Source organism: Bifidobacterium actinocoloniiforme DSM 22766 (assembly GCF_001263395.1).
GTDB classification, from domain to species: Bacteria; Actinomycetota; Actinomycetes; order Actinomycetales; family Bifidobacteriaceae; genus Bombiscardovia; species Bombiscardovia actinocoloniiformis.
The window spans coordinates 1509203-1535328 of sequence record NZ_CP011786.1 but is presented as its reverse complement, the minus strand read 5'-3'; the positions used below and the strand labels follow the sequence as shown (position 1 = coordinate 1535328).

Annotated in this window: 18 protein-coding genes and 3 rRNA genes; 3 read left to right on the top strand and 18 right to left on the bottom strand. The window is 59.1% G+C overall.

The window, feature by feature from the left end:
- Nucleotides 1–42 precede the first annotated feature (42 nt).
- The 5 genes from AB656_RS06280 to AB656_RS06260 all read right to left on the bottom strand — a co-directional run bounded on the left by AB656_RS06280 (nucleotide 43) and on the right by AB656_RS06260 (nucleotide 5501).
- Complete coding sequence (locus AB656_RS06280; RefSeq protein WP_033504217.1) at nucleotides 43–1356, bottom strand: ABC transporter substrate-binding protein; 1314 nt, start codon at nucleotides 1354–1356, stop codon at nucleotides 43–45.
- 187 nt (nucleotides 1357–1543) lie between these two features.
- A complete protein-coding gene (locus tag AB656_RS06275; RefSeq protein WP_033504218.1) occupies nucleotides 1544–2938 on the bottom strand; it encodes a glycoside hydrolase family 32 protein in 1395 nt (464 codons plus the stop codon).
- A gap of 184 nt (nucleotides 2939–3122) precedes the next feature.
- Entirely contained in the window at nucleotides 3123–4133 is a 1011-nt protein-coding gene (locus AB656_RS06270; protein WP_033504220.1) for a LacI family DNA-binding transcriptional regulator, read from the bottom strand.
- 11 nt (nucleotides 4134–4144) lie between these two features.
- Entirely contained in the window at nucleotides 4145–4789 is a 645-nt protein-coding gene (locus AB656_RS06265) for a YesL family protein (RefSeq protein ID WP_051905461.1), read from the bottom strand.
- 10 nt (nucleotides 4790–4799) lie between these two features.
- On the bottom strand, nucleotides 4800–5501 hold the full coding sequence (locus tag AB656_RS06260) for a histidine phosphatase family protein (protein WP_033504221.1): 702 nt from the start codon (nucleotides 5499–5501) through the stop codon (nucleotides 4800–4802).
- Nucleotides 5502–5588: 87 nt separating this feature from the next.
- Here AB656_RS06260 and AB656_RS06255 point away from each other — a divergent pair, with 87 nt between their 5' ends.
- Together AB656_RS06255 and AB656_RS06250 are read left to right on the top strand one after the other, a co-directional pair.
- Nucleotides 5589–5978, top strand: coding sequence for a DUF4235 domain-containing protein (locus AB656_RS06255; RefSeq protein WP_033504222.1), 390 nt, complete (start codon nucleotides 5589–5591; stop codon nucleotides 5976–5978).
- Between the two features lie 113 nt (nucleotides 5979–6091).
- Nucleotides 6092–6931 (top strand): nitroreductase family protein, encoded by an 840-nt coding sequence (locus AB656_RS06250; RefSeq protein WP_144418955.1) that lies wholly within the window; start codon nucleotides 6092–6094, stop codon nucleotides 6929–6931.
- 104 nt (nucleotides 6932–7035) lie between these two features.
- Here AB656_RS06250 and AB656_RS06245 read toward each other — a convergent pair whose 3' ends face one another.
- From AB656_RS06245 to AB656_RS06195, 10 genes are all read right to left on the bottom strand, one after another.
- Nucleotides 7036–8109, bottom strand: coding sequence for a LacI family DNA-binding transcriptional regulator (locus AB656_RS06245; protein ID WP_033504223.1), 1074 nt, complete (start codon nucleotides 8107–8109; stop codon nucleotides 7036–7038).
- 159 nt (nucleotides 8110–8268) lie between these two features.
- Nucleotides 8269–9153 (bottom strand): carbohydrate ABC transporter permease, encoded by an 885-nt coding sequence (locus AB656_RS06240; RefSeq protein WP_033504225.1) that lies wholly within the window; start codon nucleotides 9151–9153, stop codon nucleotides 8269–8271.
- The gene (locus tag AB656_RS06235; protein ID WP_236681864.1) at nucleotides 9150–10034 is read right to left on the bottom strand and encodes a carbohydrate ABC transporter permease; all 885 of its coding nucleotides are present in this window, start codon (nucleotides 10032–10034) and stop codon (nucleotides 9150–9152) included. The genes AB656_RS06240 and AB656_RS06235 overlap by 4 nt, the downstream gene beginning before the upstream one ends.
- A 242-nt stretch (nucleotides 10035–10276) precedes the next feature.
- The gene (locus AB656_RS06230) at nucleotides 10277–11659 is read right to left on the bottom strand and encodes an ABC transporter substrate-binding protein (protein ID WP_081924977.1); all 1383 of its coding nucleotides are present in this window, start codon (nucleotides 11657–11659) and stop codon (nucleotides 10277–10279) included.
- Nucleotides 11660–11760: 101 nt separating this feature from the next.
- Nucleotides 11761–14013 (bottom strand): alpha-galactosidase, encoded by a 2253-nt coding sequence (locus AB656_RS06225; RefSeq protein WP_236681929.1) that lies wholly within the window; start codon nucleotides 14011–14013, stop codon nucleotides 11761–11763.
- A gap of 214 nt (nucleotides 14014–14227) precedes the next feature.
- Nucleotides 14228–14482: a hypothetical protein gene (locus tag AB656_RS08125; RefSeq protein WP_033504227.1), complete on the bottom strand. Its 255-nt coding sequence runs from the start codon at nucleotides 14480–14482 to the stop codon at nucleotides 14228–14230.
- Between the two features lie 67 nt (nucleotides 14483–14549).
- The gene (locus AB656_RS06215; RefSeq protein ID WP_033504228.1) at nucleotides 14550–14990 is read right to left on the bottom strand and encodes a GNAT family N-acetyltransferase; all 441 of its coding nucleotides are present in this window, start codon (nucleotides 14988–14990) and stop codon (nucleotides 14550–14552) included.
- A 109-nt stretch (nucleotides 14991–15099) separates the two neighbouring features.
- A 5S ribosomal RNA gene (gene rrf, locus AB656_RS06210) occupies nucleotides 15100–15216 on the bottom strand.
- Nucleotides 15217–15399: 183 nt separating this feature from the next.
- Nucleotides 15400–18474 (bottom strand): 23S ribosomal RNA (locus AB656_RS06205).
- 423 nt (nucleotides 18475–18897) lie between these two features.
- Nucleotides 18898–20425 (bottom strand): 16S ribosomal RNA (locus AB656_RS06195).
- The 16S, 23S and 5S rRNA genes sit together here, the layout of an rRNA operon.
- Before the next feature lie 466 nt (nucleotides 20426–20891).
- Here AB656_RS06195 and AB656_RS06190 point away from each other — a divergent pair.
- Nucleotides 20892–21671 (top strand): SIR2 family NAD-dependent protein deacylase, encoded by a 780-nt coding sequence (locus tag AB656_RS06190; protein WP_033504498.1) that lies wholly within the window; start codon nucleotides 20892–20894, stop codon nucleotides 21669–21671.
- Nucleotides 21672–21707: 36 nt separating this feature from the next.
- Here the strand turns inward: AB656_RS06190 and AB656_RS06185 are convergent, their stop codons facing one another.
- From AB656_RS06185 to AB656_RS06175, 3 genes are all read right to left on the bottom strand, one after another.
- Nucleotides 21708–24152, bottom strand: coding sequence for a bifunctional alpha,alpha-trehalose-phosphate synthase (UDP-forming)/trehalose-phosphatase (locus AB656_RS06185; protein WP_051905517.1), 2445 nt, complete (start codon nucleotides 24150–24152; stop codon nucleotides 21708–21710).
- A 192-nt stretch (nucleotides 24153–24344) separates the two neighbouring features.
- Complete coding sequence (locus AB656_RS06180; RefSeq protein ID WP_033504500.1) at nucleotides 24345–25313, bottom strand: ketopantoate reductase family protein; 969 nt, start codon at nucleotides 25311–25313, stop codon at nucleotides 24345–24347.
- Between the two features lie 259 nt (nucleotides 25314–25572).
- Entirely contained in the window at nucleotides 25573–26016 is a 444-nt protein-coding gene (locus AB656_RS06175) for a nucleoside deaminase (protein ID WP_051905516.1), read from the bottom strand.
- Between the last annotated feature and the right edge of the window lie 110 nt (nucleotides 26017–26126).

Below are 26126 nucleotides of genomic sequence, written 5' to 3'. Positions count from 1 at the left end.
CGCCCGCGCGCATGGGGCGTCAGCGACGTCCCGGGGCCGCCATCAGTGGGTGGTCTTGTACTCTTTGGCCCAACCGTCCACGAACGCAGTTTGCACCTTGGACCACTTACCGGTCCCCTGGGCATACTCCAGCATCGCATCGCTGAGCGAGGCCACCCACTGGGCGCTGGGTAGCGGGTATATCACCGTGTCATAGTCGCCGGCCTTTGCGTAAGCGTCATTAGCGCGCTGCACTGGGTTCGTGGATTTGAATCCAGCCTTGTCATACGACTTAAACGGCGTCTCGAAGCCCATATCGTCCGTGAATATCTTCTGCCCGTTCTTATTGTTCAGGATGTATTCCTGGAACTTGGCCGTTGCTTCTTTGTCCTTGGCGGAAGCGTTCTTATTATTTGCGAAATACATGAAGCTTACAGTAAGCCCCTGCTTCTCCTCGCCGGGGACACCGATGTAGATAGGCAGCACGCCTATGTCTTCGTCCGGCACTTCCTGACCTTTGATTTGCGGATAACCCCAGGAACCGTTCTGGAGGAAGACCGACTGCTTGCTGGCGAATTCGTTGTTCGAGTCGTCCATTGTGGCGCTCGACAGCTGCGTGGGCTCAACAGTAGCGTCAGTGATGTACAGGTCGAAGATCTGCTTGAAATTGTCCGTATACTTGCCGGTCAGGGTTGGCGGCTCGGCGGTCACGTGTTGATCGCGATACTCGTAATACACGGGGATGTGGGCCAGCTGATCGCCGAATCTCTTACTGGAGCTTGAGTCAAACCCAGCAGAGCTGAAAGCGCCCTTAACCCCAATATCGTCTTTGTGCTTCTGAATCTCATCGGCCACAGTCTTCAGCGCCTTGAAGTTGTTGACCTCTTTGATCGACTTGACCGTGGACCACTTAGCGTCGAAGTACTTCTTCATCAGCGCCTTGTTGTAAATAATGCCATAGCGTTCCATTACAAATGGCACGGCCACCACTTTGTCCTGCAACTTAAGCGCCCACTCGGACTTTTTCAGGTCTTTGTATATCTGCGTGCCAGACATATCCGCGTAGTAACTGCCCCAGTTCTGGAAATCGTTATTGTCGACGTCGAACATGGTCGGCGCGTTGGACTTTGCCAGCTCACTCTTGAGCGATTGCTCATAGGTGCCCGATGACGCGACGGAGACATCGACTGGAATGCCTGTATCCTTGGTGAACTGCTTGGCCAAATCCTTGAATTCATCTTGCTGTTCGGGTTTAGCGGACAGGTAGTACACGTGCCCTTTGTCCGAACTGGCCGACGATGAGCCACAGGCGCTCAACCCTGTCAAGGACATGGCCAGAGCCCCGACTGCTGCCGTCACTCTCACTATTGTGTTCATAAGACGCTCCCAATATATATCTGTCTGAGCCCGCCTACGGCGGGAAATGGTCCGCTCTAGCGATACCCGCCTATGGATAACCGCTTAAGCAATACGGCCGTAGACCACAACGGCCAGGATGCCCGGCGGTGCCATTGGCAACATCGGCAGGCACCTCCGACATCACAATCATGAAGTGGTAGCCTTTCTATTCCTCCTTCAACGATCGACTGATGGACATACCGGACAGCTCGACTGCCCCATCGGTGACGAAGACGCTCAGGTCGTCGCCATAGTGCTTATAGGCGCGCGCATTCAGAGCCACGCCATTGACATACAGGGTGGCAATGCTGTCATCCACAATCAACTGGATGTGATAATCACGATCGGGCGCCAGCTCGATTGGACGCTCCAGGCCGATGTTCATGTTCGTAAACCAGGGGTAATTAGGACTGCCCTCAAAGAGGTAGCGGTTCTCCCTGACTTTGAATATGTACTGGTAGGATTGCCCAGTTCCCTCATCCCCGTATATCCGGAACCCGAAGGATCGGGTTCCCTCCTCAAACTTGACGTGAGCATCGAAAGAGAAGAGATCGCCACAGTCGCTCGCCAGCACCCGCTTCCGACGGCCATCCGTCGACTTCAGGCGCAAATCATCAATGGGGCGAAATTGCGCAAACGACTCCCAGAGCGTATCAACAGGCTTGACCCCCAGACTCCCGTCAGGACGCTGGTACACCTGGTGGGGCACGAAGGTGCCAGCCCATTCATAGTTTCGCCGATCGTCGTTCTTCTCTTTGGTACCGACCCAGCCGAACAGTACGCGCTTCCCACCAAGCTCAAACGTACGACCGGCATAATAAGCGCTGCCGTCAAAGGCATCATCCGTCGGCGCCGTCCAAGGTCCATCCAAGCTCCGAGCCATCCGATAGACCATGCCGTGCTTATCGCTATATTCGGTCACGATGTGATACCACCAGTCACCCATCTTGAACAGATCTGGCATCTCATGCATGGTGTACAGGTCAGGAGCCCAAAAGTCCCCTTCAAAGGTCCAGTGCTCCAAGTCAGGCGAGCTGAATTTGACGGTTCGTCCGGTCTGCTGCGTCTTGGGTCCTTGAAGTCGGGCGCCCAGTATCAGCAGATAGAGCCCGCGAGCATCGTCGCGAATCACCCAGGGATCGCGCCAATCGTCCTGATCGTAGCCCTCTTGCGGAGTAAAGGTCAGAGCATCCTTGGTCTTCGTCCAGCTATACAAATCATCACTGACCGCGTGCATCAACACCTGCGAGGCTTTGCCCTGAGCAGGATAATCACGGTTATAACCGGTGTAGAAGGCGTGGTAGCGGCCCTCCGCTTCAAAGACGCTGCCAGCGTAGATGAACTGATCCTGATCCTCATCGCCGCCCCGCTCTATGGCAGTGCCGCAATCCTTATAATGAACGAAATCCTTGGTGGTAGCCAGCGACCAACCGAACGGTTCTCCAAAAGGTCCTGGCCGACGGGTGTCACGCTGATGGAAGAGAAAGAACTCATCACCACTGCCAAATGGCATGCAGTCACCGAACCAAGTGCCCAGGTATTGGTAGTAGAGCTTGCTCATAAGTTCCTCTCTGACACAGGCAGCGGCTAGGTCATCTACGACCAATGCATCCAGGACTACGAAGTCCGAAAACCGCTACCAAAGTAGTTTAAGCGATTAAGCAATATTATAAGGGCTTACTTTAGGTTGTCAAACTGGGAGGCAAAAGCACCTGCCCAGGCGCTCCTCGCCGCAAAGCGCTGATTTAAAGAGCCCGGATGGATTCACGCACGATCGCCGGGCACGCCACCCGAAGAACCTCTCCGACAGCAGATACAGCACCCGCCTGTCGCCCATGCGCCAGTAGAGCGCGAATACCCAGCAGCCCAAGGTCATACTGCGGTAAGCCAACAGTCGTGAGGGCTGGATGCAGGTGCGCCGAAATGACCTCTTGATTGTCGAAGCCAACCAGGGAAAGGTCCTGCGGCACTCGCACCCCACGTTCATGCAAGGCGTCCAGCAGGCCCATAGCGGTACGGTCATTGTGGCAAAAGACAGCAGTGGCCCCGGATGCCAACACACGCCCAGCAGCCCGATATCCACCCTCCTGGTCGGCCGTGCTCTCGGTCAACAGCCCGGCATCGAACTCAATACCTGCTGTAGACAACGCTTTCTTATATCCCGTGAGCCTACCGACCGACGCGGGCGAGGGCTCTTTCTCATTAATGAAAGCTATGCGTCTGTGGCCCGCAGCCAGCAGGAGTTCAGTGGCGGTGCGCCCACCTTGCACCTCGTCAGGCACCACTGCAGGAAACCGCCTGCTTTCATCGAAGCAATTAATCAACACAGAGTTGACCTGCTTGAGCTCCTCGGGTGGCTTTACCGCATGATGCACCCAACTGGAATACGCGATCCCCTCCACCCGGCGTTCCAACATGAAGGAAAAAGCACGCTGCTCAATCAGTGGGTCACCATTGGTATCCACGATCAGCAGGATCTTACCGTTACGCCAAGCCTCATCCTGGGCCCCTTGTATAACCTGACCGGCGAAGGGTGATGTTGCCACACCATCACTGATAAAACCAATCAGATCGGAGCGACCCCGGGCCAAGCTCCGCGCAAGCGCATTCTGCCTGTAGCCCAGCTCCTCGGCTACTTTGCGAACCTTAATCCGAGTGCTTTCGGGGATACGTACGTCCTTGTTGTCATTGACGGCCCAAGAGGCCGTAGCGATTGAAACCCCGGCCGCGCGCGCGACATCTTGCAGTGTGACCATGGTTGACTATCCTAACGTTCGCCCGGAATCGACTGATTCGCCCCTCGCCAGGATTCCTGCCGAACGTACCGAGCGAAGGCACGCTCTAGAACTGGGGTGTGGAGCATGATTAAGCTACCGAAACCAAGGATGACCAGTAAGAAGAGCCCTTGCGGCATGTAAACCCAGGAAGCCGCTATCAGCCCCAGATAGAGGGCGTCCATGGCGATCATAGTCAAGCTGGAGCCTATGTGGGAGACCGAAAAGATGAAGGAGTTCCATAGCGTGCGCCCCAGCGAATTCTCGAAACGAGCCTGCAAGGCCCACACCCACTCGAAGCCGAGAACCCAGACTACAGACAACCCGAATTTGACGACCAGCAAAGGCGTGATCTGCAGAAAAATCCAAGCCCAGACCAACAAGGCCAGCATGGGGCCGAAGAACAGCCAAAGCCCGGTAGCTTTCAAGAAGTTAGCGCGAAATGCCTTACAGTAGTCAGCTGTCACATGCCCCCGCCCCTCCAGCGAGCGCCTGCAAACATCATGCGCAGCCGTGAGGGCCGCGCCGACAGTCACGACTGGAATGCAGGACAGGAGCATCAAGACGTTAATCCAAACGGCATCAGCCAAATCCGATAGCCCACGCATCAGACCGGAATCAGGCGAGAGGAGCTTCATAACGCTCCAATCAGCAGTTCCACCGTTTAAGGACGTTGCCCCCCCTATACCGTCCCAGCACGCCATAATGGGCCGTGTTCATGCGCAAGAGCTGGGCCGCAGACGGCTCCAAGCCCAGCCACTGAGTCGTGAGTATGCGCAGCACATGCGCGTGGGCCACCAACAAGACCCGCTGCCCCTGCTCGATCAAGGGCTGCAACCGCCGCACCACAGCCGCGGCCCTCTCGCTCACCTGCCTCAAGCTCTCACCATCGCTATTCCGCACAAGGACGGCACCGCCCGAAGGCAAAGGCGCCTCACGGTCACCGCCCAGCCGGCGGTCAATTGCTTCAGGACCATCCTCCCACAGTTTCCACGGCCTGCCTAGCAGACGCGAGACCTCCTCCTCACGGCGGCCTTCAGCGCGACCATAATCCCATTCCGCGAGTGACTCCAGGGTTCGCGCATGCTCGAAGCCAGCCAGAGCCGCAGTCTGTTGGGCACGGTCCAGCGGGCTTGAGAAAACGCAGCCATCGTCGAACCCATCCGGGAACTCACGGGCCAGGCGTAGACCCGCCTCGACAGCTTGGCGCCTTCCCTGTCCGACCAGGGGCAGATCGGTTCTGCCCGTGTATTGTCCTGATTGGCTCCACTCCGTCTCTCCATGGCGTAAGAGCACCAGGCAACCTCTTGCTTCAGCTTCATCGTTGGCATACTGAGCTTTGTCTACCATAGTCCTAGACTAACATCCAGCAAACCCCTTTTCGCTCAAGCGCGCTGCTCCCTGCGGACCGTGGCGTCCTGTGCGATAATGAGGGGCATGAGCCAAGCGGATAGGCATGATGCTAGCGCTGCCACCGATCGTGCGGTGGAGCGCTTGCGCAAATTGGACGAGAAGGTGGACGAGATGCGAGCGCATGTGAACAACGATCCTGATTCCTTAGGCGACAAGCTGGTCAAGCTCGCCCTACCCAGCGTTACTGGCCTAGTGGCCGGCAAGCTCTTCGATTCGGTGCGGGATGCGCGTTCCAAGGCGCGCAATTCGGGCGTAGACCAGGAGGGCGATGGTCAGGGACAAGGGACCGCCCTAGCCAGCGTGGCTTTCGCGGCCCTCTCGGCGGCCTTTACCGCAGTGGTCTCCGAACTCTCCGATCGCGGTTCCCAAGCCTTGATCGACCGGCGTCACCAGCGCACTCAGAACAAACACTGAGCCTAAGACGGGTCCGATATCACCACCGGCATCTGAGACCACCGATTTTCCCGAGCAACGTAATCGCGGCTCCAAACCTTGCGCTCATACCCCCGGACTGTCAGAATGGCAGTATGACCAATCCAAAAGACCGTACTATGCACAGCTGCGCCCCTACCGACCTGCGAGGCGCGGCCCCCAATGAAACCATCCGGGTACTGCTGGAGCGTCGCTCCATTCGAGCCTTCTCCCCGGATCCCATTGACCCCGCGAGCGTGCAGTCCTTGGAATCAGCCGCCCAGCACGCCGCCACCAGCCGTTATTTCAACGAGTGGTCAGCCATCCGTGTCACCGATCCGAAGATTGCCCAAGCCATAGCCCAGGAAGCGGGTCAGGATTACATCGTCCAAGCCCCCCTCCTCTACATTTTCCTGGCTGACCAACGGCGCAACGCAGACCTGGTAGCGGCGGAAAACCCCGACGCCGACATGGACGCGGACTCCTTCAACCTGAACTCCAGCTACGTCTTCCTCCAGTCGGAGAATGATGCGGTCCTGGCCCTCCACGCGATGGAGACCGCCGCCTACTCGCTCGGCTTAGGATGCGTCATCCTGGGCTCGGTCCTCAACGACCCAGACGAGCTGATTGAGCTTCTGCAACTGCCGAAACTGGTTTACCCGGTGCTGGGCCTCGCCATCGGGAAACCGGCTCAGGGTCCGGCTCTGAAGCCGCGTATGCCCCGGCCAGCGCAGATTTTCGAGAACTCTTACCGTAGACCCAGCGAAGACGAGATCGGCGAAGCTCTGTCTGACTTCGACGAGACCGTGTTCCGCTACTACCGGGACATCCGCCATATGGACGCACCGCGTAAGACTTTCAGGCAGATCATAGCTGACAAAGCCTTCGGCCAGGAGAACGCCCACCACCCCATGGCGCCCTCCATCGAGCGGCAGGGCTTTGACTGGACCCGCTGATCCCCCGATTGCCCCAGAATCGCTCTAGCCACTGGTATTTCTCGCCCGCCACACAGCCCCAGACAATGGCGACAAGGCTCGCATCGATACCCGCCCGGAGCAATTCACCCCTCCGCTGCCGCCAGCGAAGGCGGCGGCGCGGTGGACTCACGAATGATTAGCCGAGCCGGCACCTCATCATCAACTGTGCACCCTTCGCTCGAGGCTCTGCCGCCGCTCACTCCACTCTTGTCGCCCGGCTTGCCGTCGGGCTCATCGGCCAGTCTGCTAACCGCCCTCGCGCCAATCTCCTGAAAATCCTGCCGCCAGGTGGTGATGCTCGGCACTGTCAGCTCGCCGATTGGATTATCATCGAATCCTGCTACACTTACGTCAGCGGGCACTCGCTTACCCTCCAGCAGTAGCCCACGTATGACACCGGCCGCAATCTCGTCGTTTCCCGCAAAAATCGCGGTGACCTCCAAGTACGAAGAAAGGTACCGCCCTATCTGCTCGGCCTCGCGCGGATCCCAGGAGCAAGGTATCGGACTGGGAACCACCGCCCCCGCTTCTTCCAGCGCTTTCCGCCAGCCAAAGGAGCGCGTATATGTGTTGCCATTCTCAGGAATCGCCACGTGATACACAGTCTTGTGCCCAAGCCTAAGCAGATATTGGGTCACCTGATAACCCCCATGGTATGCGCCTATAGGCAGATTGCCTTGGGTCCGGTCCGTCTCATCGACAATCACCGTCGGTAGCGCTTTCGCTATATATCCAGCAAAGGAGTGCAGCAGGCTGGACCGTTCGATGTCAAGGATAACGCAGCCAATTGGCCTGTTGCGTATCAGCTGGTCAACGGTCTCGCGTACGTTTCCCCTACCGTTTCCCACCAGCGTCACCGTCACCAGATAACCGCGCTGGCGAGCCGCCTGCTCAATGCCCTGCACCAGTTGCATGGTGCCATACAGACTGATGTCGGTCGCGATGACGGCTATGGACTGGAATTCGCTAGATACCAGGGCCCGAGCTATTGTGTTGGGCCGGTAGTTAAGCTCTTCCACCGCCTTGGCTATGGCCAAGCGCTTCTGCTCGCTCAGGTGCGGCCCACCGTTGAGATAGCGCGACACTGTCGTAACGGATACTCCCGCCTGCCGAGCGACGTCCTTGATGGACGGCATTCGCTGCTGCGCATTGACCATGAACTGCCTCTTCCTACACGGATTCGCCCGGCCAGGGAGCGATTCCTCAGCCAGGCGAACCCGTACGACGACTACCGTTCAGCACCGTTTCGATTTTGCCACACTTTGAACCATCGCTTCAAACCGACGGTGGTGAGTGATGGTCAACCAATCCCGGTCTCACTTGACCGCGCCACCGGTAATGCCGGAGATGATCTTCTTCTGCGCCACAGCGAAGATAATCAGAAGCGGCAGGCTCATTAGAATGATGTATGCGAAGATGTAGTGCCAGTTGTTCAGGTACAAGCCTGCATTCGCCACATTATAGAGGTTGAGCGGCAAGGTATCCATCTTCCCGGACAGGATGAACAAGGCGTAAAACACGTCGTTCCAAATGTAGAGGATGAGCAGGATGGTGGCGGACGCCATCGTCGGGCCCAACAGGGGCAGCACGATAGTGAAGAACACCCGCATGGGTGAGGCACCGTCGATGCGCGCCGACTCCTCCAACGACACCGGTATCGTTCTGATGAAGCCTGTCACGAAGAAAATCACAGTTGATAAGTAGATACCTACATAAACACAAATCATACCTATGGCCGTACCAGCCAACCCAATCATCTTGAGCAGCAACATCACAGTCACCACCGCCGGCGGCAAAATCAGCCCGGAGATGCATAGCGCGTACACCACGGCCATCATCCGGGTAGTACGGCGCGCCAGGATCCACGAAGCCATCGAACCGAACACCAGCGCCAACAACACCGAGGGGACGGTCACCAGTAAACTGCCAAAGAAGGCCGAAATCATTTTGCCCTGGGAGAGCACAGTGCCAAAATTCTCGAACAGATGCCACTTGGTGGGCAACGCCAGGGAAAGCCTGAGCGCCTCCGCCTGGTCTTTACCCGCCGTCACCACCAGCAAGTAGAAGGGCACACCCAGACAGGCCACCACCAGCACGACCAGCACAAGGGAATGTATGATCCGGCTTTTCCGCCCGCCACCTGTACCGACGACATGACCGCCGGAATTAATTTTACTCGCCTCAAAACTCGCGTTCGTCATAGGATTTTCGCCTCTCTCCTACGCAAATACCAGATGAGCGGTATTGCGATAACCATCACGGTCAGGAAGAGCAGCAGACTCATCATGGTCGACTGCGAATAGAGTCCCTGCCCGAAGGTCCTCCACACAAATAAATTCAGAATTTCAGTAGATCCGCCGGGGCCGCCCGCAGTAGTTGCCTGCACAGTATCAAAACCATTCATCGAACCTAACAGGGATGTGGCCACATTGAAGGTGAGCGCGGGAGCCAGCAACGGGAACTTGATTTTCCAAAAAACCTGCCACTCGTTCGCGCCGTCCATCCTCGCCGCCTCCAATATGTCCTCGTCAATGGTCTTGAGTCCAGACAAATAGATGAGCATGGCCAGACCCGCCCATTTCCAGCCTTGGATGGCGGAGACAATGACGATGGACCAGGTGGTGCTGCCCAACCAAGCCGTGCTGATTGCGTGCCCTGCGAAGAAGCTCAGAATCTGGTCCAGGGCGCCGTTGGCCTGCAGAATAGCCTGCCAGACGTAGCCGACGGCCAAAGCGGACATGAGCACCGGGACGAAGAAGAGCACCCGGGCTATACGGTTCTCGGTGGTGTCCCTTTCCAGCAGGACCGCCAGAATCAGGCCGAACACATTCTGGAAGAATGCCACGCACACGGCAAACATTAACGTAATGCGCAAATCTCGCAGCAGTATACCGTTATTGAACAGACTCAGGAAGTTGTCGAGCCCATTGAAGGATATAGTCGTCTTGAAAGCTGACCAATCGGTAAACGCGTAGATGAAGTTGAGCACGGTCGGCACGAAGAAGAACATCATCAGCACCGCCGCAGCGGGAACCAGAAATCGCAGCGGATAGTTCTTTTTCAGCACGACGTTGTCGCGCACCCGGCCGCTCCTGGCGGAACCTGACCCGAGTGCCCCGCCCAGCTTCTGCCCGCGTTCAAGGGCGCCCGCAGACGCAGCTCCGCTCTCTGCGGATGAACCGCGGCCGGCCGCTGTTACTGGCTCAGACATCGCAGCTCCTTTCTGTTAAATCCATAAATGCAGTGCTCGTCTCCGTCAACGATCCTGGGGAGAGGGGCAAAGCGGGCGACGGCCGGGAAGAGCGATGCCGCCCGCCGGTCAGCCTAGAAGCCCTTGGCTCCTTGGGCCTTCGCCACCTGGGCGAACTGGTCCTGGGTAGTCTGCGCCACTTGCTGCGGCGTCATCGTACCGTTGACCATGCTGGCCAGGTTCACGTATAAGTCAGGGTTAGCTAGCGCCTGCAACTGCATGGAGCCGACGCTGTGCTGGATGGACTTGGACGCGTCCAGAGCCGCCTGCGGCACTGTGCTGGGCGATTCCACGTTCTTGAACACTGAGATGTTATTTTGTTGCTTGATGAATGCCTCGTACCCGTCGCTCATCCAGAAGTTGATGAACTGACGAGCGGCCGCCTCACGCTTACTGTCTCCGGTTTTGAAGGCCACCACGCCGTTGGACCCATCGGGAATCGTCGTAGTGTAGTTGCCGTCCTTGGAGATGGGGAAGTACCCAATCTTCTGGTCCAACTGTGCCTTGTCGTTGCCGGCGAGCGCAGCAACAGCCATGAATTGGCTGGTGTTGCCGAATATCATCGAGGTCTTGCCGTCCCACAGCGCCTGCTCCTGGGCTGTGTCCTTAGCTGAACCAGCGTCCGCGTTATATAGGCCCTTCTTAAACAGGTCCTGGTAGTTGGTGATGGCCTCCATGATGGTCTTATCGGTGAACTTCTCCTTGCCGGAGTTCACCCGATCCCACAGCCCGGCTTTGGCTGCCTCTGCCAGCTGGACCTGCACGGCCCACTGAGTCCCCCACTGTGAACCGCCCATCTCAAACAGCGGCGACTGCACCCCAGGCACATCGGCATCCTTGATGTGCTCCGCAGTCTGCACGAACTCGTTCCAATTCTGTGGTGTTTCATCCACGCCCGCAGACTTGAACACATCCTTGTTATAGTAAACGCCCATGGTCGATGGGGCGCTCACCATCACAGCATAACGGGTCTTGTTGTACAGACCCGCCTGATCGTCAATACCTGGCTTGTAGTTCTTCTCGAATGGAGCGTTGTCCAGTTTCTGGAGCTTGCCCTGAGCCACGAAACCAGCAAGCATGGACCTGGTGGGCTGCCAGAAGCCCAAGTCCGGCACATCACCGGTGGTGATTTTAGTTTGTGCGTTGTTCTCGTAGACCTCGGGAATCGTTATCAGATCGACCTTGGCGCCAGTAGCCTTCTCAAAATCCTTAATTACTTGGGCGGGGATCTTGTTCGCCTGAGGTGAGGTCCAGAACTTGAGGGTCACTCCGCCAAGCTTCTGCTGGGCTGCTGGCCAGTATCCCGATGCTGAAGTGTCGGTATCGTCCGCGCTTGATGCAGGATTGCCGCAGCCCGCCATCAGTGAAACACCCAGTCCTGCCGCAGTTACTGCCGCCAGCAGCCGTATGACTCTGGCCGTCCCGCGCTTGCTAGTGCTCTTGTGGATTAACGTCATCGTTATCCCTTTCTCGAATGTATCTTCCAATTATCAGCGAGCAGCCCGGGCGGATACCCGCTGCGGACTGCACCGCCGCCCCTTAACCGGCGCAGTGATTATCAGCGCACCGATATTTCATATATCCGAGCCGTGTAGATGCCTTTCGGCAGCTCTAGCTTGAGTTCACCTCCTTCTTCGTCCCAGTTGCAGGACCAAGCCTGCATCCCAGATTCTCGAGTATCAAAAGCAGGGAAGACCGGCCGAACTTCACAGGCTTTGCCTCGCCACTTCGGCAGCGGCACGCTCAACCGGCCTTCCTCACAGCAGCGGGCCCACACCGTCAGCAGTGCTCGGCCACCGCCACAGTCCAGCCCCAAAGCCACGCTCTTGTCCTCCCACTGGGGCAGCCCTAATGGCCAGAAAGGAACAGCTTGGGTGATGACCGGCTGGATGCTCTCACGGTAGGCCGCAACGGCCACCTTGACTAGTTCAATCTGCCGGTCGGAGAAGCGGTTGAGGTAGCCGGACATGAAGAAGTGTCCGGGCATGGTGTTCACCAGCGCAAAAACGAATTCCTCATCGTCCATCTCGGCCGATGGATACGCCCAGTTCCCTGCTTGCTCCGGCAGCATCGCCAATGGCGCGGTAGCCGTGATGGTTGGATATTTACGGAAGTCCTGCTGGTCGGAGGTGGAGTTGAGGCGGAAAAGCGCTGTCTGCGCAAAGTCCTCCCTCATGCCCCCCGACGAGCAGTTCTCTAATATCAGGTTCGGATGTCTGCGGTGTAGCCCCTGTATCCAAGCGCTATAAGCCCGGTTGTGACCCAGCAGGCCATCTCCTGGACTATCAGCCTTGTAGGTTGTGCCGGGACCGGGCATCACGTTGTAGTCGAATTTGAAATACCCCACGCCGAACTGTTTAATCAGGCGGTCCACTACGCCATTCATTCGCTCTATCACGACCGGGTTCCTGAAATCCAGCAGGTAGCGCTCTTGTTCCACAACCCGCTGCCCGGCGTGCAAGAAGAACGCCTCGTCCGGCAGTTCAGCGGCTAGCGGGCTCTTCACGCCAATCACCTCAGGCTCCATCCATAAGCCCGGCACCATCCCACGCTCTCGGATAGCGTCGGTTACCTCGGATAGTCCGTTGGGGAAGCGCTTGCTGGAGGGCATCCACTCGCCCACGGAAGGCCACCAATCGCCGGTGTCGTCGTACCAGCCGGCGTCGATGCAGAATACTTCCGCGCCGACCTGTGCGGCAGCCTCCACTAGCGGCATAAGCTTGTCCCGGGTAGGATCGCCGTTCAGCGTATTCATATAATCATTGAAAATAATCCCGGGGCGTCCTATCTCATCAAGGGCAGAATGCTCCATTCGGCGGTACCGGGTAACGCTGGCGATCACATCATCCACGTTGTGCCCCAAAGCCACTGAAACAGGTACCGAAGTGAAGCTGCATCCCTTCATCAGGGTTGTGGACCAGCCATGGTCGCGGTAAGTGGGACCACTGAGGGCCAGGTACCCCTCCTTGTCTTCCCTCTCACCGACTTCCCAGCGCCAGGCTCCGTTGTGCTCCACCTGGAAGAGCCAGGCTATGCCTTCCCCCTGGTTGCTCACAATCCCCATAGGCATCGAGGTGCCCGTCGAGAACGTACCTTCCGAGACGACCGAGTGTGCCCCTTGCGGATTCCGCCCCACCAGGTCATTGCCGAGGGCCGGGCACAACCGCCGCATGGGGTTCGTGGCCCAGCGACCTTCGCCTAGCCAATCTGCGGCGCATTCTGTGAGGGCCCAGCCGTCCAGCAGGTCGGTGCTTTTCTCACCACCGCTATGGGCTCGCACTCCGAACGGTAGACAGCATACAGCCAAGGATTCCAGTACCAGCGGCGCGTCAATCGTATTCGTCACCTCTGCTGTCACCCGCATCATGGTGCAACCCGCCGGCAGCTCAAAACTCAGGTTTACAGCCAACCCCAGTTCGCTGTCCATTGATATAGTCAGCATATCCGCGTCATCAGTATGTTTCTTCACAGCGCCGGTGTATCTGAGAGACGCGCCCAGCGATGTCTCAATCAACCGTCTGCTGCATTTGGTGTGCCCACTGCCTCGCTGTGCGGCCATGAGCTCTACCACCGGCATTGGCCGCTCAAAAACCACCTTGGTTTCCGTCGATTCATTTCCCCCACCGGCACCCAGATTCGTGTTGGCATCAATGGTTTCCCCAATAGCAGATGTCGAATGCCGCGCGGCGGAAAGCATGGTCACGGAACGAATGACGACTGGGCGCGTCGAAGCAATACCGAACTCTAACTCCAGTTCGCTATTACCCCATTTCAGCGAAGACATTATTGCCCAATACCTTCCTTTTAGCATCGTTACCAAATCAACTCTGATTAGACGCGGCAACCCACAGTACTGTAGGGATAATACCTTGTTGCACCTCTGCTATCAGAGCTGATTAACATCATATACTGGTAACGTTTCCATTTCAAGTTACTAAACATTCATCATGTTATCTTTTCTTCTCACGTCGCCTTCACCCTGTTCTCTACTACTGGGTGAATGTTATTCCTGGTCCGGCACGTACTCATTTTCGCTGGCGGGGTTTGTAGCCACGCTTACGGGAGTGCCTATGGCCTTGCCCTCTGGCGAAAGGTCCGCCAAGGTATCTTCCTGGCTCATGGCTGGTCAGGTGCCAGCAGCCGCAGTCCTGGCAGCGGTATACCCACAGGTCCACGCTGCGCTCCAGCTGGCTTCGCTCAGCCGCCCGTTCGGCCGCGAGCTTGTCGTGGTACATGATTTTGGAGGTGAACGCGCAGCGTTTTGGAACGAAGTAATGCATTGGACGCCCATGCCCCTCTCTGTGCGAATGCGAACCTATTGTAGCCAACACCGCTGAATGTGTGGGCTCATAAAGTGTATTCCATCACCACTTCGCCGTCATCAATCCGCCCGTTAGCCCGAAAACCTACTTGCTCATAGACATGTTCAGCCATCGTATTGCCTGGCACATAGCTCAACTCCACCTTTTCAAGACCACCCTGCTCCCGGGCCTCGGCCAGTATCAGTTTCAAGGCTTGGCTGCCGTACCCCTTATTCGTATATTCTTCCGGTATCAGAATGCGCCATAAGCTCCGCACAGGCCGATCCAGCTCGTCATAAGTCATAGTGAATCCCACCAATGTATCGTCCGCATAAATGGCTTGAGGCCTCACCTGGCCGTCGTTCCTATACAACCAGGCCTCTGCAAGCGAAAGGACATTGCTGGCGACATAGGGCTCTTCTTTGGGCCGCTTCAGCTCAATCACCTGGTAAAAGTTCTCCTTGGTGATCTCTTCCAGATGGACCATATCACCTCAGATACCGGAACATTGACATATAAGGGTTTATACAATTTTCTGTGGGTGTGGTGAGAGCCCCGGGAAGCGTGGTGCTTGCCGGGGCTCTCGAACGTTTGTGTTGCGGCGGTGCGCTACTCTCCCACACCCTACCGAGTGCAGTACCATCGCCGTGCTGGGTCTTAGCTTCCGGGTTCGGAATGGGACCGGGCGTCTCCCCCAGGCTATGACCACCGCAAAACAAACAACAATCCATGAACCACCCCCGCGTTGACGGGGATGCTTGGTGCTGGCTCGGGGACCGGCTAGCGGACGCGTGTTCCTCATGATCGCTTGAAGCGCCGGACCCTGACCCGTTGAAGGCCGTCCGTCACGGCAAGCTCACGCCACGCCACGACCCCCACCACACGGCAAGGGCGTGATCGTGTCGTCATCGGCCGTTAGTACCGGTCGGCTCCGCCCCTTACGGGGTGTCCACCTCCGGCCTATCAACCACGTGTTCTGCGTGGGGCCTCCCGCGCCTCGAAGGCGCATGGAATCCTTATCTTGGAGGGGGCTTCCCGCTTAGATGCTTTCAGCGGTTATCCCATCCGAACGTAGCCAACCGGCCGTGCCACTGGCGTGACAACCGGCATACCAGAGGTTCGTCCACCCAGGTCCTCTCGTACTATGGGCAGGTCTCCTCAAGATTCCAACGAGCGCAGAGGATAGAGACCAAACTGTCTCACGACGTTCTGAACCCAGCTCGCGTGCCGCTTTAATCGGCGAACGGCCGAACCCTTGGGACCTGCTCCAGCCCCAGGATGCGACGAGCCGACATCGAGGTGCCAAACCATCCCGTCGATATGGACTCTTGGGAATGATCAGCCTGTTATCCCCGGGGTACCTTTTATCCGTTGAGCGATGCCGCGCCCGTGCGCCGGCACCGGATCACTATCTCCGACTTTCGTCCCTGCTCGAGCCGTCGCTCTCGCAGTCAAGCTCCCTTGTGCGATTACACTCGAAACCCGATTGCCAACCGGGCTGAGGGAACCATTGAGCGCCTCCGTTACTCTTTAGGAGGCAACCGCCCCAGTTAAACTACCCGCCAGGCACTGTCCCTGACCAGGATCACTGGCCGAGGTTAGAAGCCAGACAACAACAGAGCGGTATTTCACATCACGGCTCCACACGGGCTGGCGCCCATGCTTCGAAGCCTCCCGCCTATCCTACACAGTCGTTGCCTAACGCCAATACCAAGGTATAGTAAAGGTCCCGGGGTCTTTTCGTCCTTCTGCGCTTAACGAGCATCTTTACTCGTACTGCAATTTCGCCGAGCTCCTGGTCGAGACAGTGGGGAAGTCGTTACGCCATTCGTGCAGGTCGGAACTTACCCGACAAGGAATTTCGCTACCTTAGGATGGTTATAGTTACCACCGCCGTTTACCGGGGCTTGAATTCACCGCTTCGCCCGCGAACGGGCTGACGGATCCTCTTAACCTTCCGGCACCGGGCAGGCGTCAGTGCATATACAGCGGCTTACGCCTTCGCATGCACCTGTGTTTTTGGTAAACAGTCGCTACCCCCTGGCCTGTGCCGCCCCAAACCGCTCCGAGAGCAAGTCTCTTCACCGCCCGGGGCCTCCCTTATGCCGAAGGCACGGGAGCAATTTGCCGAGTTCCTTGACCAGGATTCGCTCGATCGCTTTGGTATGCTCTACCTGACCACCTGTGTCGGTTTCGGGTACGGGCGGCATGAGAACTCACGCCGGAGGTTTTCTAGGCGACAGGACACACCGGATTCGGGGCACAAGACCCCCCATCATCACGCCTCACGCTCATGCCAGGCGGATTTGCCTGCCTGGCGCGCCACACGCTTAACCACGGACTACCACCGCCGCGGCCCGGCTATCCCATCGCGTCGCTCCCGCGCTGCCATCCCCGCCCCCGCCATGAACCACCAACCCGGCGAACCGCCCGAAAGCGGCCGCCCGGCCGATGAAGGACACAGCATCGACGGTTCAAGCCTGACGCGCTCACGCCGGTACGAGACTATCAACTCGTTCATCCATTCGACTACGCCTGTCGGCCTCGCCTTAGGACCCGACTCACCCAGGGACGACGAACGTTGCCCTGGAACCCTTGGTCATCCAGCGGGCGGGATTCCAACCCGCCTCTCGCTACTCATGTCTGCATTCTCGCTTCCGCGCGGTCCACGGCCCGGTCACCCGGCCGCTTCACCCCCCGCGGAACGCTCTCCTACCCAGCGCGACGAACGCGCTGCCGCGTCTTCGGTGGCGTGCTTAAGCCCCGCTACATTGTCGGCGCGGAGCCACTAGACCAGTGAGCTGTTACGCACTCTTTCAAGGATGGCTGCTTCTGAGCCAACCTCCTGGCTGTCTATGCGACTCCACATCCTTTCCCACTTAGCACGCGCTTAGGGACCTTAAACGACGATCTGGGCTGTCTCCCTTTCGACGACGGAGCTTATCCCCCGCCGACTCACTGCCGCGATACACCTGACCGGTATTCGGAGTTCGGCTGCCCTCGGTACCCAGCAAGGGCCCTCAGGCATCCGGTAGCTCTACCCCCGGCAGACACTCACGCGACGCTGCACCAAAATGCATTTCGGAGAGAACCAGCTATCACGGAATTTGATTGGCCTTTCACCCCTAACCCCAAGTCATCCCCTCAGTTTTCAACCTAAGTGGGTTCGGTCCTCCACGCGGCCTTACCCGCGCTTCAACCTGCTCAGGGCTAGATCATCCCGCTTCGGGTCCAGGGCGCGCGACTGAAAAACGCCTTTTCAGACTCGCTTTCGCTACGGCTGCCCCACACGGGTTAGCCTCGCCACGCACCACTGACTCGCAGACTCATTTTTCGATAGGCACGCCGTCACCCAGGGCAAACCCCAGGCTCCGACGGATTGTAAGCGCACGGTTTCAGAAACTATTTCACTCCCCTCCCGGGGTGCTTTTCACCTTTCCCTCACGGTACTCGTTCGCTATCGGTCAGACAGGCATATTCAGGCTTACACCACGGTCGGTGCGGATTCACACGGGATTCCACGAGTCCCGCGCTACTCGGGAGCGCCCACAAGCAGGCCACGCGCTGACGGCTACGGGGCCATCACCCTCTACGGCCAGGCATTCAATCCTGTTCGCCTCACACGCGGCTTTATCACTGCCCCCAGGGTCGCCGGCCCCTGGACGGAACGTCCCACAACACCCCTACCGCAACCCCCGACGGGTATCACACGGCAAAGGTTTAGCCATCATCCGCTTTCGCTCGCCACTACTCACGGAATATCTCTTCCTGCAGGTACTGAGATGTTTCACTTCCCTGCGTACCCCCCGTTCAAAAACGGTGCCGGCCCATGACGGCCGGCGGGTTACCCCATTCGGAAATCCTCGGATCAAAGCCCTGTCGGCGGCTCCCCGAGGCTTATCGCAGCCCCATACGCCCTTCATCGGTCCTGTCTGCCAAGGCATCCACCATACGCCCTTACCAACGACGCGACCCCCAAGGGCGAACCCCCGGGACCACGACGCGGCGCACAGCCTACCAGACGACACATCAACACAATCAAGATCACAAAAACACATCAAACGATCAACCAGACCCCTGAACAACAGAGGCCCGGCGAAAAACATGCAGCAACCACGACCAGCCAACGGCCAGCCATGATCGCTCGCGTCCACTATCCAGTTCTCAAGCCACCACCACGCCACCGCCGACACGACCCACGAAGGGCCAGCCAGCCATGGATGGCGCCCAGGCGCCGCGAACAGCGGCCCGGGAACCCAACAGCATGCCCATACCACCCACAGCGATGATCGCTTCCGCACCAGTGGAACAGCCCACGCGCGCCCGCCCAACGGCGGCCGCCAGGGCCACGACCCCACGTCAAACAACGCGAGGATTCCAAGAAATCTCCGTAGAAAGGAGGTGATCCAGCCGCACCTTCCGGTACGGCTACCTTGTTACGACTTAGTCCCAATCACGGGTCCCACCTTAGACGGCTCCCCCCAGCGAACTGGTTGGGCCACCGGCTTCGGGCGCTACCCACTTTCATGACTTGACGGGCGGTGTGTACAAGGCCCGGGAACGCATTCACCGCGGCGTTGCTGATCCGCGATTACTAGCGACTCCGCCTTCACGGAGCCGGGTTGCAGGCTCCGATCCGAACTGAGACCGGTTTTCAGGGATCCGCTCCATGTCGCCATGTCGCATCCCGCTGTACCGGCCATTGTAGCATGCGTGAAGCCCTGGACGTAAGGGGCATGATGATCTGACGTCATCCCCACCTTCCTCCGGGTTAACCCCGGCGGTCCCTCGTGAGTTCCCGGCACTACCCGCTGGCAACACGAGGCGAGGGTTGCGCTCGTTGCGGGACTTAACCCAACATCTCACGACACGAGCTGACGACGACCATGCACCACCTGTGAACCCGCCCCGAAGGGAAGCCGCGTCTCCGCGACCGTCGGGAACATGTCAAGCCCAGGTAAGGTTCTTCGCGTTGCATCGAATTAATCCGCATGCTCCGCCGCTTGTGCGGGCCCCCGTCAATTTCTTTGAGTTTTAGCCTTGCGGCCGTACTCCCCAGGCGGGATGCTTAACGCGTTAGCTCCGACACGGAACCCGCGGAACGGGCCCCACATCCAGCATCCACCGTTTACGGCGTGGACTACCAGGGTATCTAATCCTGTTCGCTCCCCACGCTTTCGCTCCTCAGCGTCAGTGACGGCCCAGAGACCTGCCTTCGCCATCGGTGTTCTTCCCGATATCTACACATTCCACCGTTACACCGGGAATTCCAGTCTCCCCTGCCGCACTCCAGCCTGCCCGTACCCGGCGCCGATCCACCGTTAAGCAGTGGACTTTCACACCAGACGCGACAAACCGCCTACGAGCCCTTTACGCCCAATAAATCCGGATAACGCTTGCGCCCTACGTATTACCGCGGCTGCTGGCACGTAGTTAGCCGGCGCTTATTCAACAAGTACACTCACCCGAAGGCTTGCTCCCTGCTAAAAGCGGTTTACAACCCGAAGGCCGTCATCCCGCACGCGGCGTCGCTGCATCAGGCTTGCGCCCATTGTGCAATATTCCCCACTGCTGCCTCCCGTAGGAGTCTGGGCCGTATCTCAGTCCCAATGTGGCCGGTCACCCTCTCAGGCCGGCTACCCGTCGAAGCCTTGGTAGGCCATCACCCCACCAACAAGCTGATAGGACGCGACCCCATCCCATACCAGAAACCCTTTCCCACGCCACCATGCGATAGCGCGGAGCATTCGGCATTACCACCCGTTTCCAGGAGCTATTCCAAAGTACAGGGCAGGTTAGTCACGCATTACTCACCCGTTCGCCACTCTCACCAAACAGCAAGCTGCTTGGATCCCGTTCGACTTGCATGTGTTAAGCACGCCGCCAGCGTTCATCCTGAGCCAGAATCAAACCCTCCACAAAAAAAATGAAAGGGCAGAAACAAGCCCCAATACAAAACTGACAAAAAAGCCAACCACCAAACCAAACGGTCCAATGGAAGGCCCACACAAAAAAACCCGACACCAATTAAGCGCTCCCACGCACCCAACGCAAACACGCCAGGCAGGCATCAGACTGACAATCAAAAAACTATAAGCAGTACAAACACACTATTGAGTTCTCAAACCACAGTTGCATTGGCGCAGAAGAGAAAACCAAGGAGTGGAATTCATCGCGCCAAGCGGCAAGAGATAAACTTACCGAAGAATGCCGAAAAACGCAAACCGTTGACTTTCACAAGTGCCCAAAACACTGTTATACCGGCGATGAATCGGCGTGTCGATTTACCGATACCAGACGATTTCAAGGCACTTTCCCACCCGGGCACATTCGACCACATGACGAAAAACCTTCGCGCCCGGCGCGTCGAGCATGGTAAGACGGGGACATGAGCACAAATACGAGAACAAAACGAATAGCCGTGCTGACCGGAGCCGGCATCTCAACTTCCGCAGGCATACCCGACTTCCGCGGGCCCGACGGCGTGTGGACCAAGCATCCCGATCAGATGCAGGTCTACGACTTGGACGCCTTCCTGACGAACAAGCGCGCCCGTGAATACTCCTGGCGCTGGCAGAAGGAATCGCCGGTTTGGACCGCGCAGCCTGGCGTGGCCCACCGTGCGCTGGTCAAGCTCGAAGAAGCAGGAACGCTGACCCTGCTGGCCACGCAGAACTTCGATGCCCTGCACGAGAAAGCCGGCAACTCACCCGAGCTGATCGTCAACCTGCACGGGACCATCGGCAGCTCACACTGCATGAAGTGCGGGGCCGCTTACCGGACCAGTGAAATCATGGACCGGCTCGACCAGGAGCCCGACCCTCACTGCCGGCGTCCGCTGCCCTACCAGGGGGACTTGCCCTGCGGGGGCATCATCAAGACCGACGTGGTCTACTTCGGGGAGGCGCTGCCGGACGGGGCCATGGAGAAGAGCCTCAAGGAAGTCAGGCGCGCCGACGAGCTCTGGGTGATCGGCTCGACGCTTGAGGTCTTCCCGGCGGCCTCGCTCGTGCCCGCCGCAGCCCAAGCAGAGGTGCCGATCACCATCATGAACATGGGGCGCACCCAGTACGACGGGCTGGCCCAGCGGTTGATTCGCGGACCCATCCAAGACGCCCTGCCTGAACTGGTCGACGAGACGATCACGCGAAGCAAGCGACAGCGCTGAGTCGGGCTGGGCGCTGCAAACGCGGGTAGTCCGGTATCACGACTCGCCGCGGGCGAAGCTGCCGGGGACGCCAGCCGTGCGGGTCTTGGGTTCGGCTCCCGAAGCCGTGCCGGCGGCCAAATCGAGCAGAAGGTAGCGGACAGCGGCGGGATCAAGCAGGCGCGCCCGGGCCTTAGTGACCCCTGGGCCGACCTTTACCGACCAAGCCGAATCAGGCATGACCGCGAACATGGTCTCATCGGTGGCGTCATCCCCCAGGGAGAGCACGAAGTCATAATCGCCGCTGGTGATCCACGGCAAGACGGCCTGCCCCTTGCTGGTGGCCACCGGGGAGACCTCCAAAACCTTGGAATTGCGCATCACCATCAGACCCTTGCCTGCGACTGCGGCGCTGAGTCGGGCGGCTAAGTCGTCGCGCTCGGCCTCGGCCTGCTTGGGGTCGCTCTTGCGGTAATGCCAAGCCAAGGCATCCGACTTGACCTCTATGAAAGACCCGGGCACCCGTTGGACGGACTCCTCCATGATCGGCTCGACCATCGGCTGCCACTGCTCAGCCACCGGCAGGCCCGGAGCCCTCCTCCACTGGCTGGGGCCGGAATCCGAGCGCTCAATCGGCTTGCTCCACGCGCCATGCTCCGCGATTAGGCCAACCGGTAAATCAGCGAACCACTCCTCCATGGTCGTGTGGCTGCGGCCGGAGACCAGGAAGAGATCCACACCCGGTTGCGAGCCCACCTGGCGCAGAATCCGGCGTAGGGCCTTGGTCGGCTTGGCCCGATCGGGGTTACGCACCAATGGGGTCAGCGTGCCGTCGTAGTCGCACAGGATCAGCCGGCGGCTAGCTTTCTGCCAGGAGTCCACCATCTCATTACGCAAACCCGTCCGCAAGCGCTTGTCGCTCATGCCCGACGTGGTGACCTGGCGTAAAATGTTCAAGAAGCTCGTGCACCAATTGGAGGCGGTGCGCACCTTCAGCCGGGCCTGCATGCGCATATTGCGGGCCCGGGACTCGTCCGGGCTGATCTCCAAAGCGTCGTGGAGCGCCTCGCAAACCATATCGATGTCGTAGGGGTTGACGATGAAGGCATCGGTCAACTCGTCGGCGGCACCGCACATGTCGGACAGGACCAGAGCGCCCTCACGGCCGTCGTGGCATGCCAGATACTCCTTGGCCACCAAGTTCATGCCATCTCGCAGGGGGGTGACCAGAGCCACGTCGCCAGCCGCGTAAATCCCGCAAATCGGCTTGATTGAGAGGGAACGGGTGATGTAGTGGATGGGGTTCCAAGCGAGCAGGGAGTAGCGCCCATTGATCTGTCCGACCAGCTCATCCACTTGGGATTTCAGCCGCCGGTACGACTCCACGTCCTCGCGGGAGGGGGTGGCCAGCAGGTAGTAGGTGACGTGACCGGTCCACTCAGGGTACTTCTCCAACATGCGACCGAAGGCCTTCAGCCGTTCGGGCAGGCCTTTAGTGTAGTCCAGGCGGTCCACCGAGACGATGACCTTGTTCTCCTTGCGGCCGATTGACGAAGCGGCCGAACGGGCCAAGGTGAGTTCGGGCAGGTCCTCCAGCTTATGCTGGCTCCACCAGGTGGCGTCCCTATCGCCGGCTTCGGCGGCGGCGTCGCCCTCGGCCGTCACGGAGGAACGGTAGCGGTGCCCGGTGTTCTTGCCGGCGGACTCCTCAATGCCCCGGCGCATGGCCCGAGCCAGGGAGGAGCGGGCCGTGCGGGCGTAGAGGTTGTAGTCGATGCCAATCGGGAAAGCGTCCACAGCTGCCCGGTGACCATCCGGCATGTGGACCAAACCATCCTGGTCGACAGTCAACTCAGGCAGGAGCCGGTAGATGGAAGCCAGGAAGCTCATGACGAAATCAGTGGTGTGGAAACCCACCAAATCGGCGCCCAGCACACCCTCCAGAATCTCCCGGCACCAGGGCAGGGAGCGGAAAATCTCCGCCGAGGGGAAGGGGACATGCAGGAACCAGCCAATTGAAGCCTTGGGATAGCGCTCGCGCAGCATCTTGGGCAGGAGCATCAGATGGTAGTCCTGGACCCAAATCGTGTCGCCAGGCAGGACCAGGGGCTCGATCACCTGGGCGAAACGCATGTTCACCTTGCGGTAGGTCTCCCAGTCGTCTGGATTGAATTGCGCCTCGTGAGAGAAATCGTGGAAGAGCGGCCACAGGGTGTTGTTGGAAAAGCCGGCGTAGTAGCCGTTAATCTCCTCATCGCTCAGGAAAATAGGGATGCAGCGGCGGTCCCGGTAAGCCTGACGGATCTTCTCGAGCTCCTCATCCGTATACTGGTCAGGGTCGATGCCGGACCAGCCGATCCACAGGCAGTCACGGTGGGCCTTGTGGTAGGGGCCGATGGCGGTGGCCAGACCGCCCACGTTCTGCCGCAAGGAGTATGAACCGTCCGCCGAAGCCTCCAGCGAAGCGGGCAGCCGGTTCGAGACGATAATCAGACGTGACATCACAACCCCTCTCACGCCGACCAGTCCATGCGCTCTCCAGTAAGCGCCCAAGCCCGCCGGCTCATCGTGCGGGACGCGACCCTGGATATGAGAAAGGCGAACGTCCCCACCTGCTTCCGATTCTACCGCCGGAGGGGATATTCGCCTATGAAGACACGGCCTAGGGCCAGGTCGGCCCTCAGTCATTGCCGTCTAGTCCTTGGCCTCCTTTTGGTGAATCTGGAAGGCCAGCTCAGCGAGATGAACGCCCTGGACCACGAACTCGTGGGTGCGGCATACATAGTCGTTCTCACGGCCCAGCTCAGCTATGTAGCCGTTGATGTAATCGATTTCGGTGGGGCGCCCGTTGGTCAGATCCTGATACATGGACGGGTAGTGCAGGGGGTTAGTCTCACGGCTGGAAATCTCAATCGCCTTGATCTCTTCCTGCCGGGAGCGGGTCATCTGGTAACCGGCGCGCTCGCAAGCATCGTAGGCCTCGTTGACCAGCTGCGCAGTCATCTTCATGGCGCCGGGGAAGGAGATGAACTGGCCCATGCGAATCTGGTACATAGTGCACAGGGTGTTCGCCACCGAATTGAAGATGATCTTCGCCAGGCAGGTCCCGTGGAAATTCCGGGTGACCGTGGGGTTGAAACCGGCCTTGTCAAAGTCCGCGGCCATGGCCTTCTCAACGTCGGTGATCTGCTCATTCATCGCGCACATCTCCATGGAGCCGGCGCCCGCCTTGCCCATGAAGTCCACGTCGCCTGGACCGTTGAGGACCGTCGCCACCAGAGCCGTGCCGCCATAGATGCGGTCCGCGGGGAAGTACTGGTTGATCTTCTCGAAATGACCCCAACCATTCATGGCGGAGAAGACGACCTGATGGTCCTTGAACAGGTGAGCGCAGCGCTTGAGCATCTCTTCCAGCTGCATCTGCTTCATGAAGATCATCCACACGTCCGGGTCGCCCTCGTATTCCTCCGGCGTGTAGATGTTGATCGGGACCAGGTGGCGGTCCTCGTGGTCGCGGGAGGCGTAGACGCCGCCCTGCTGGCGAACCGCGTCGATATTGGGCTGCCAGGTATCGATGTAATCGACCTGGACACCCACCTTCTCCTGCAGCAGAACGCCGTACCGATACCCCATCGCGCCAGCGCCGATCATCGTATACTTCATCGTTCCGCCCCTTTCGTGAGACCCAGGCCGCTTGAGCGAGCCTGCCGACGGGCGCGCGGCCGGAATGGATACGCCACGCTGAGAGACCCGACGGTTATATGGCAGTATGCCGGAAAGGGCAGGGGCGCGGACGCCGTTGTCCAGATGGTGGACACGCCTTGGCTAGGGGGTGGGCAATAGCGAGGAAACGGGAGGTGGGGAACCGGGAGGCCGGTGCAACGCAAGGCGCCGATAGCAGGGCGAATCCAGGGGGGGGGGGTTAACGCCGGGCTGCGAAAAAACCAGCGAGCAAGGCGGTGCAGGCGGCCTCCTCGACGCCACCGACCACCTCGGGGCGGGCGCCGACGTGCGGGTCGCGGGGCAGGTCCCAGACCGAACCGCAGGCTCCCATCTTGGGATCCCAGGCACCGAAGACGATACGGCCCACATGGGCGGCGAGCGCGGCGCCAGCACACATGGGGCAGGGTTCAAGCGTGACGACGAGCGTGCAATCCGACAGGTTCCAGGAGCCGGCCGCGCGCAAGGCCTCCACCTCGGCGTGGGCCAACGGATCGCCCTGAGCCTGGCGAAGATTGTGGCCACGGGACAGGACGCTGCCATCAGGGCCGAGGACGACAGCGCCGACTGGCACGTCGCCGGCCGCCTGGGCGAGCGCAGCCTCCCGCAAGGCGCCCTGCATGGGGGCGCGCCAGGGGATGGTCATACCGGAATCTTCCACCCCACCAGTGTGGCACAGGGGGCTTGGGTAAGGCAAAGGCGCCGCCCCGGGGGACGACGCCTCGCTGGTTGAGTTATGCCCGCCCTGGCGCTCGC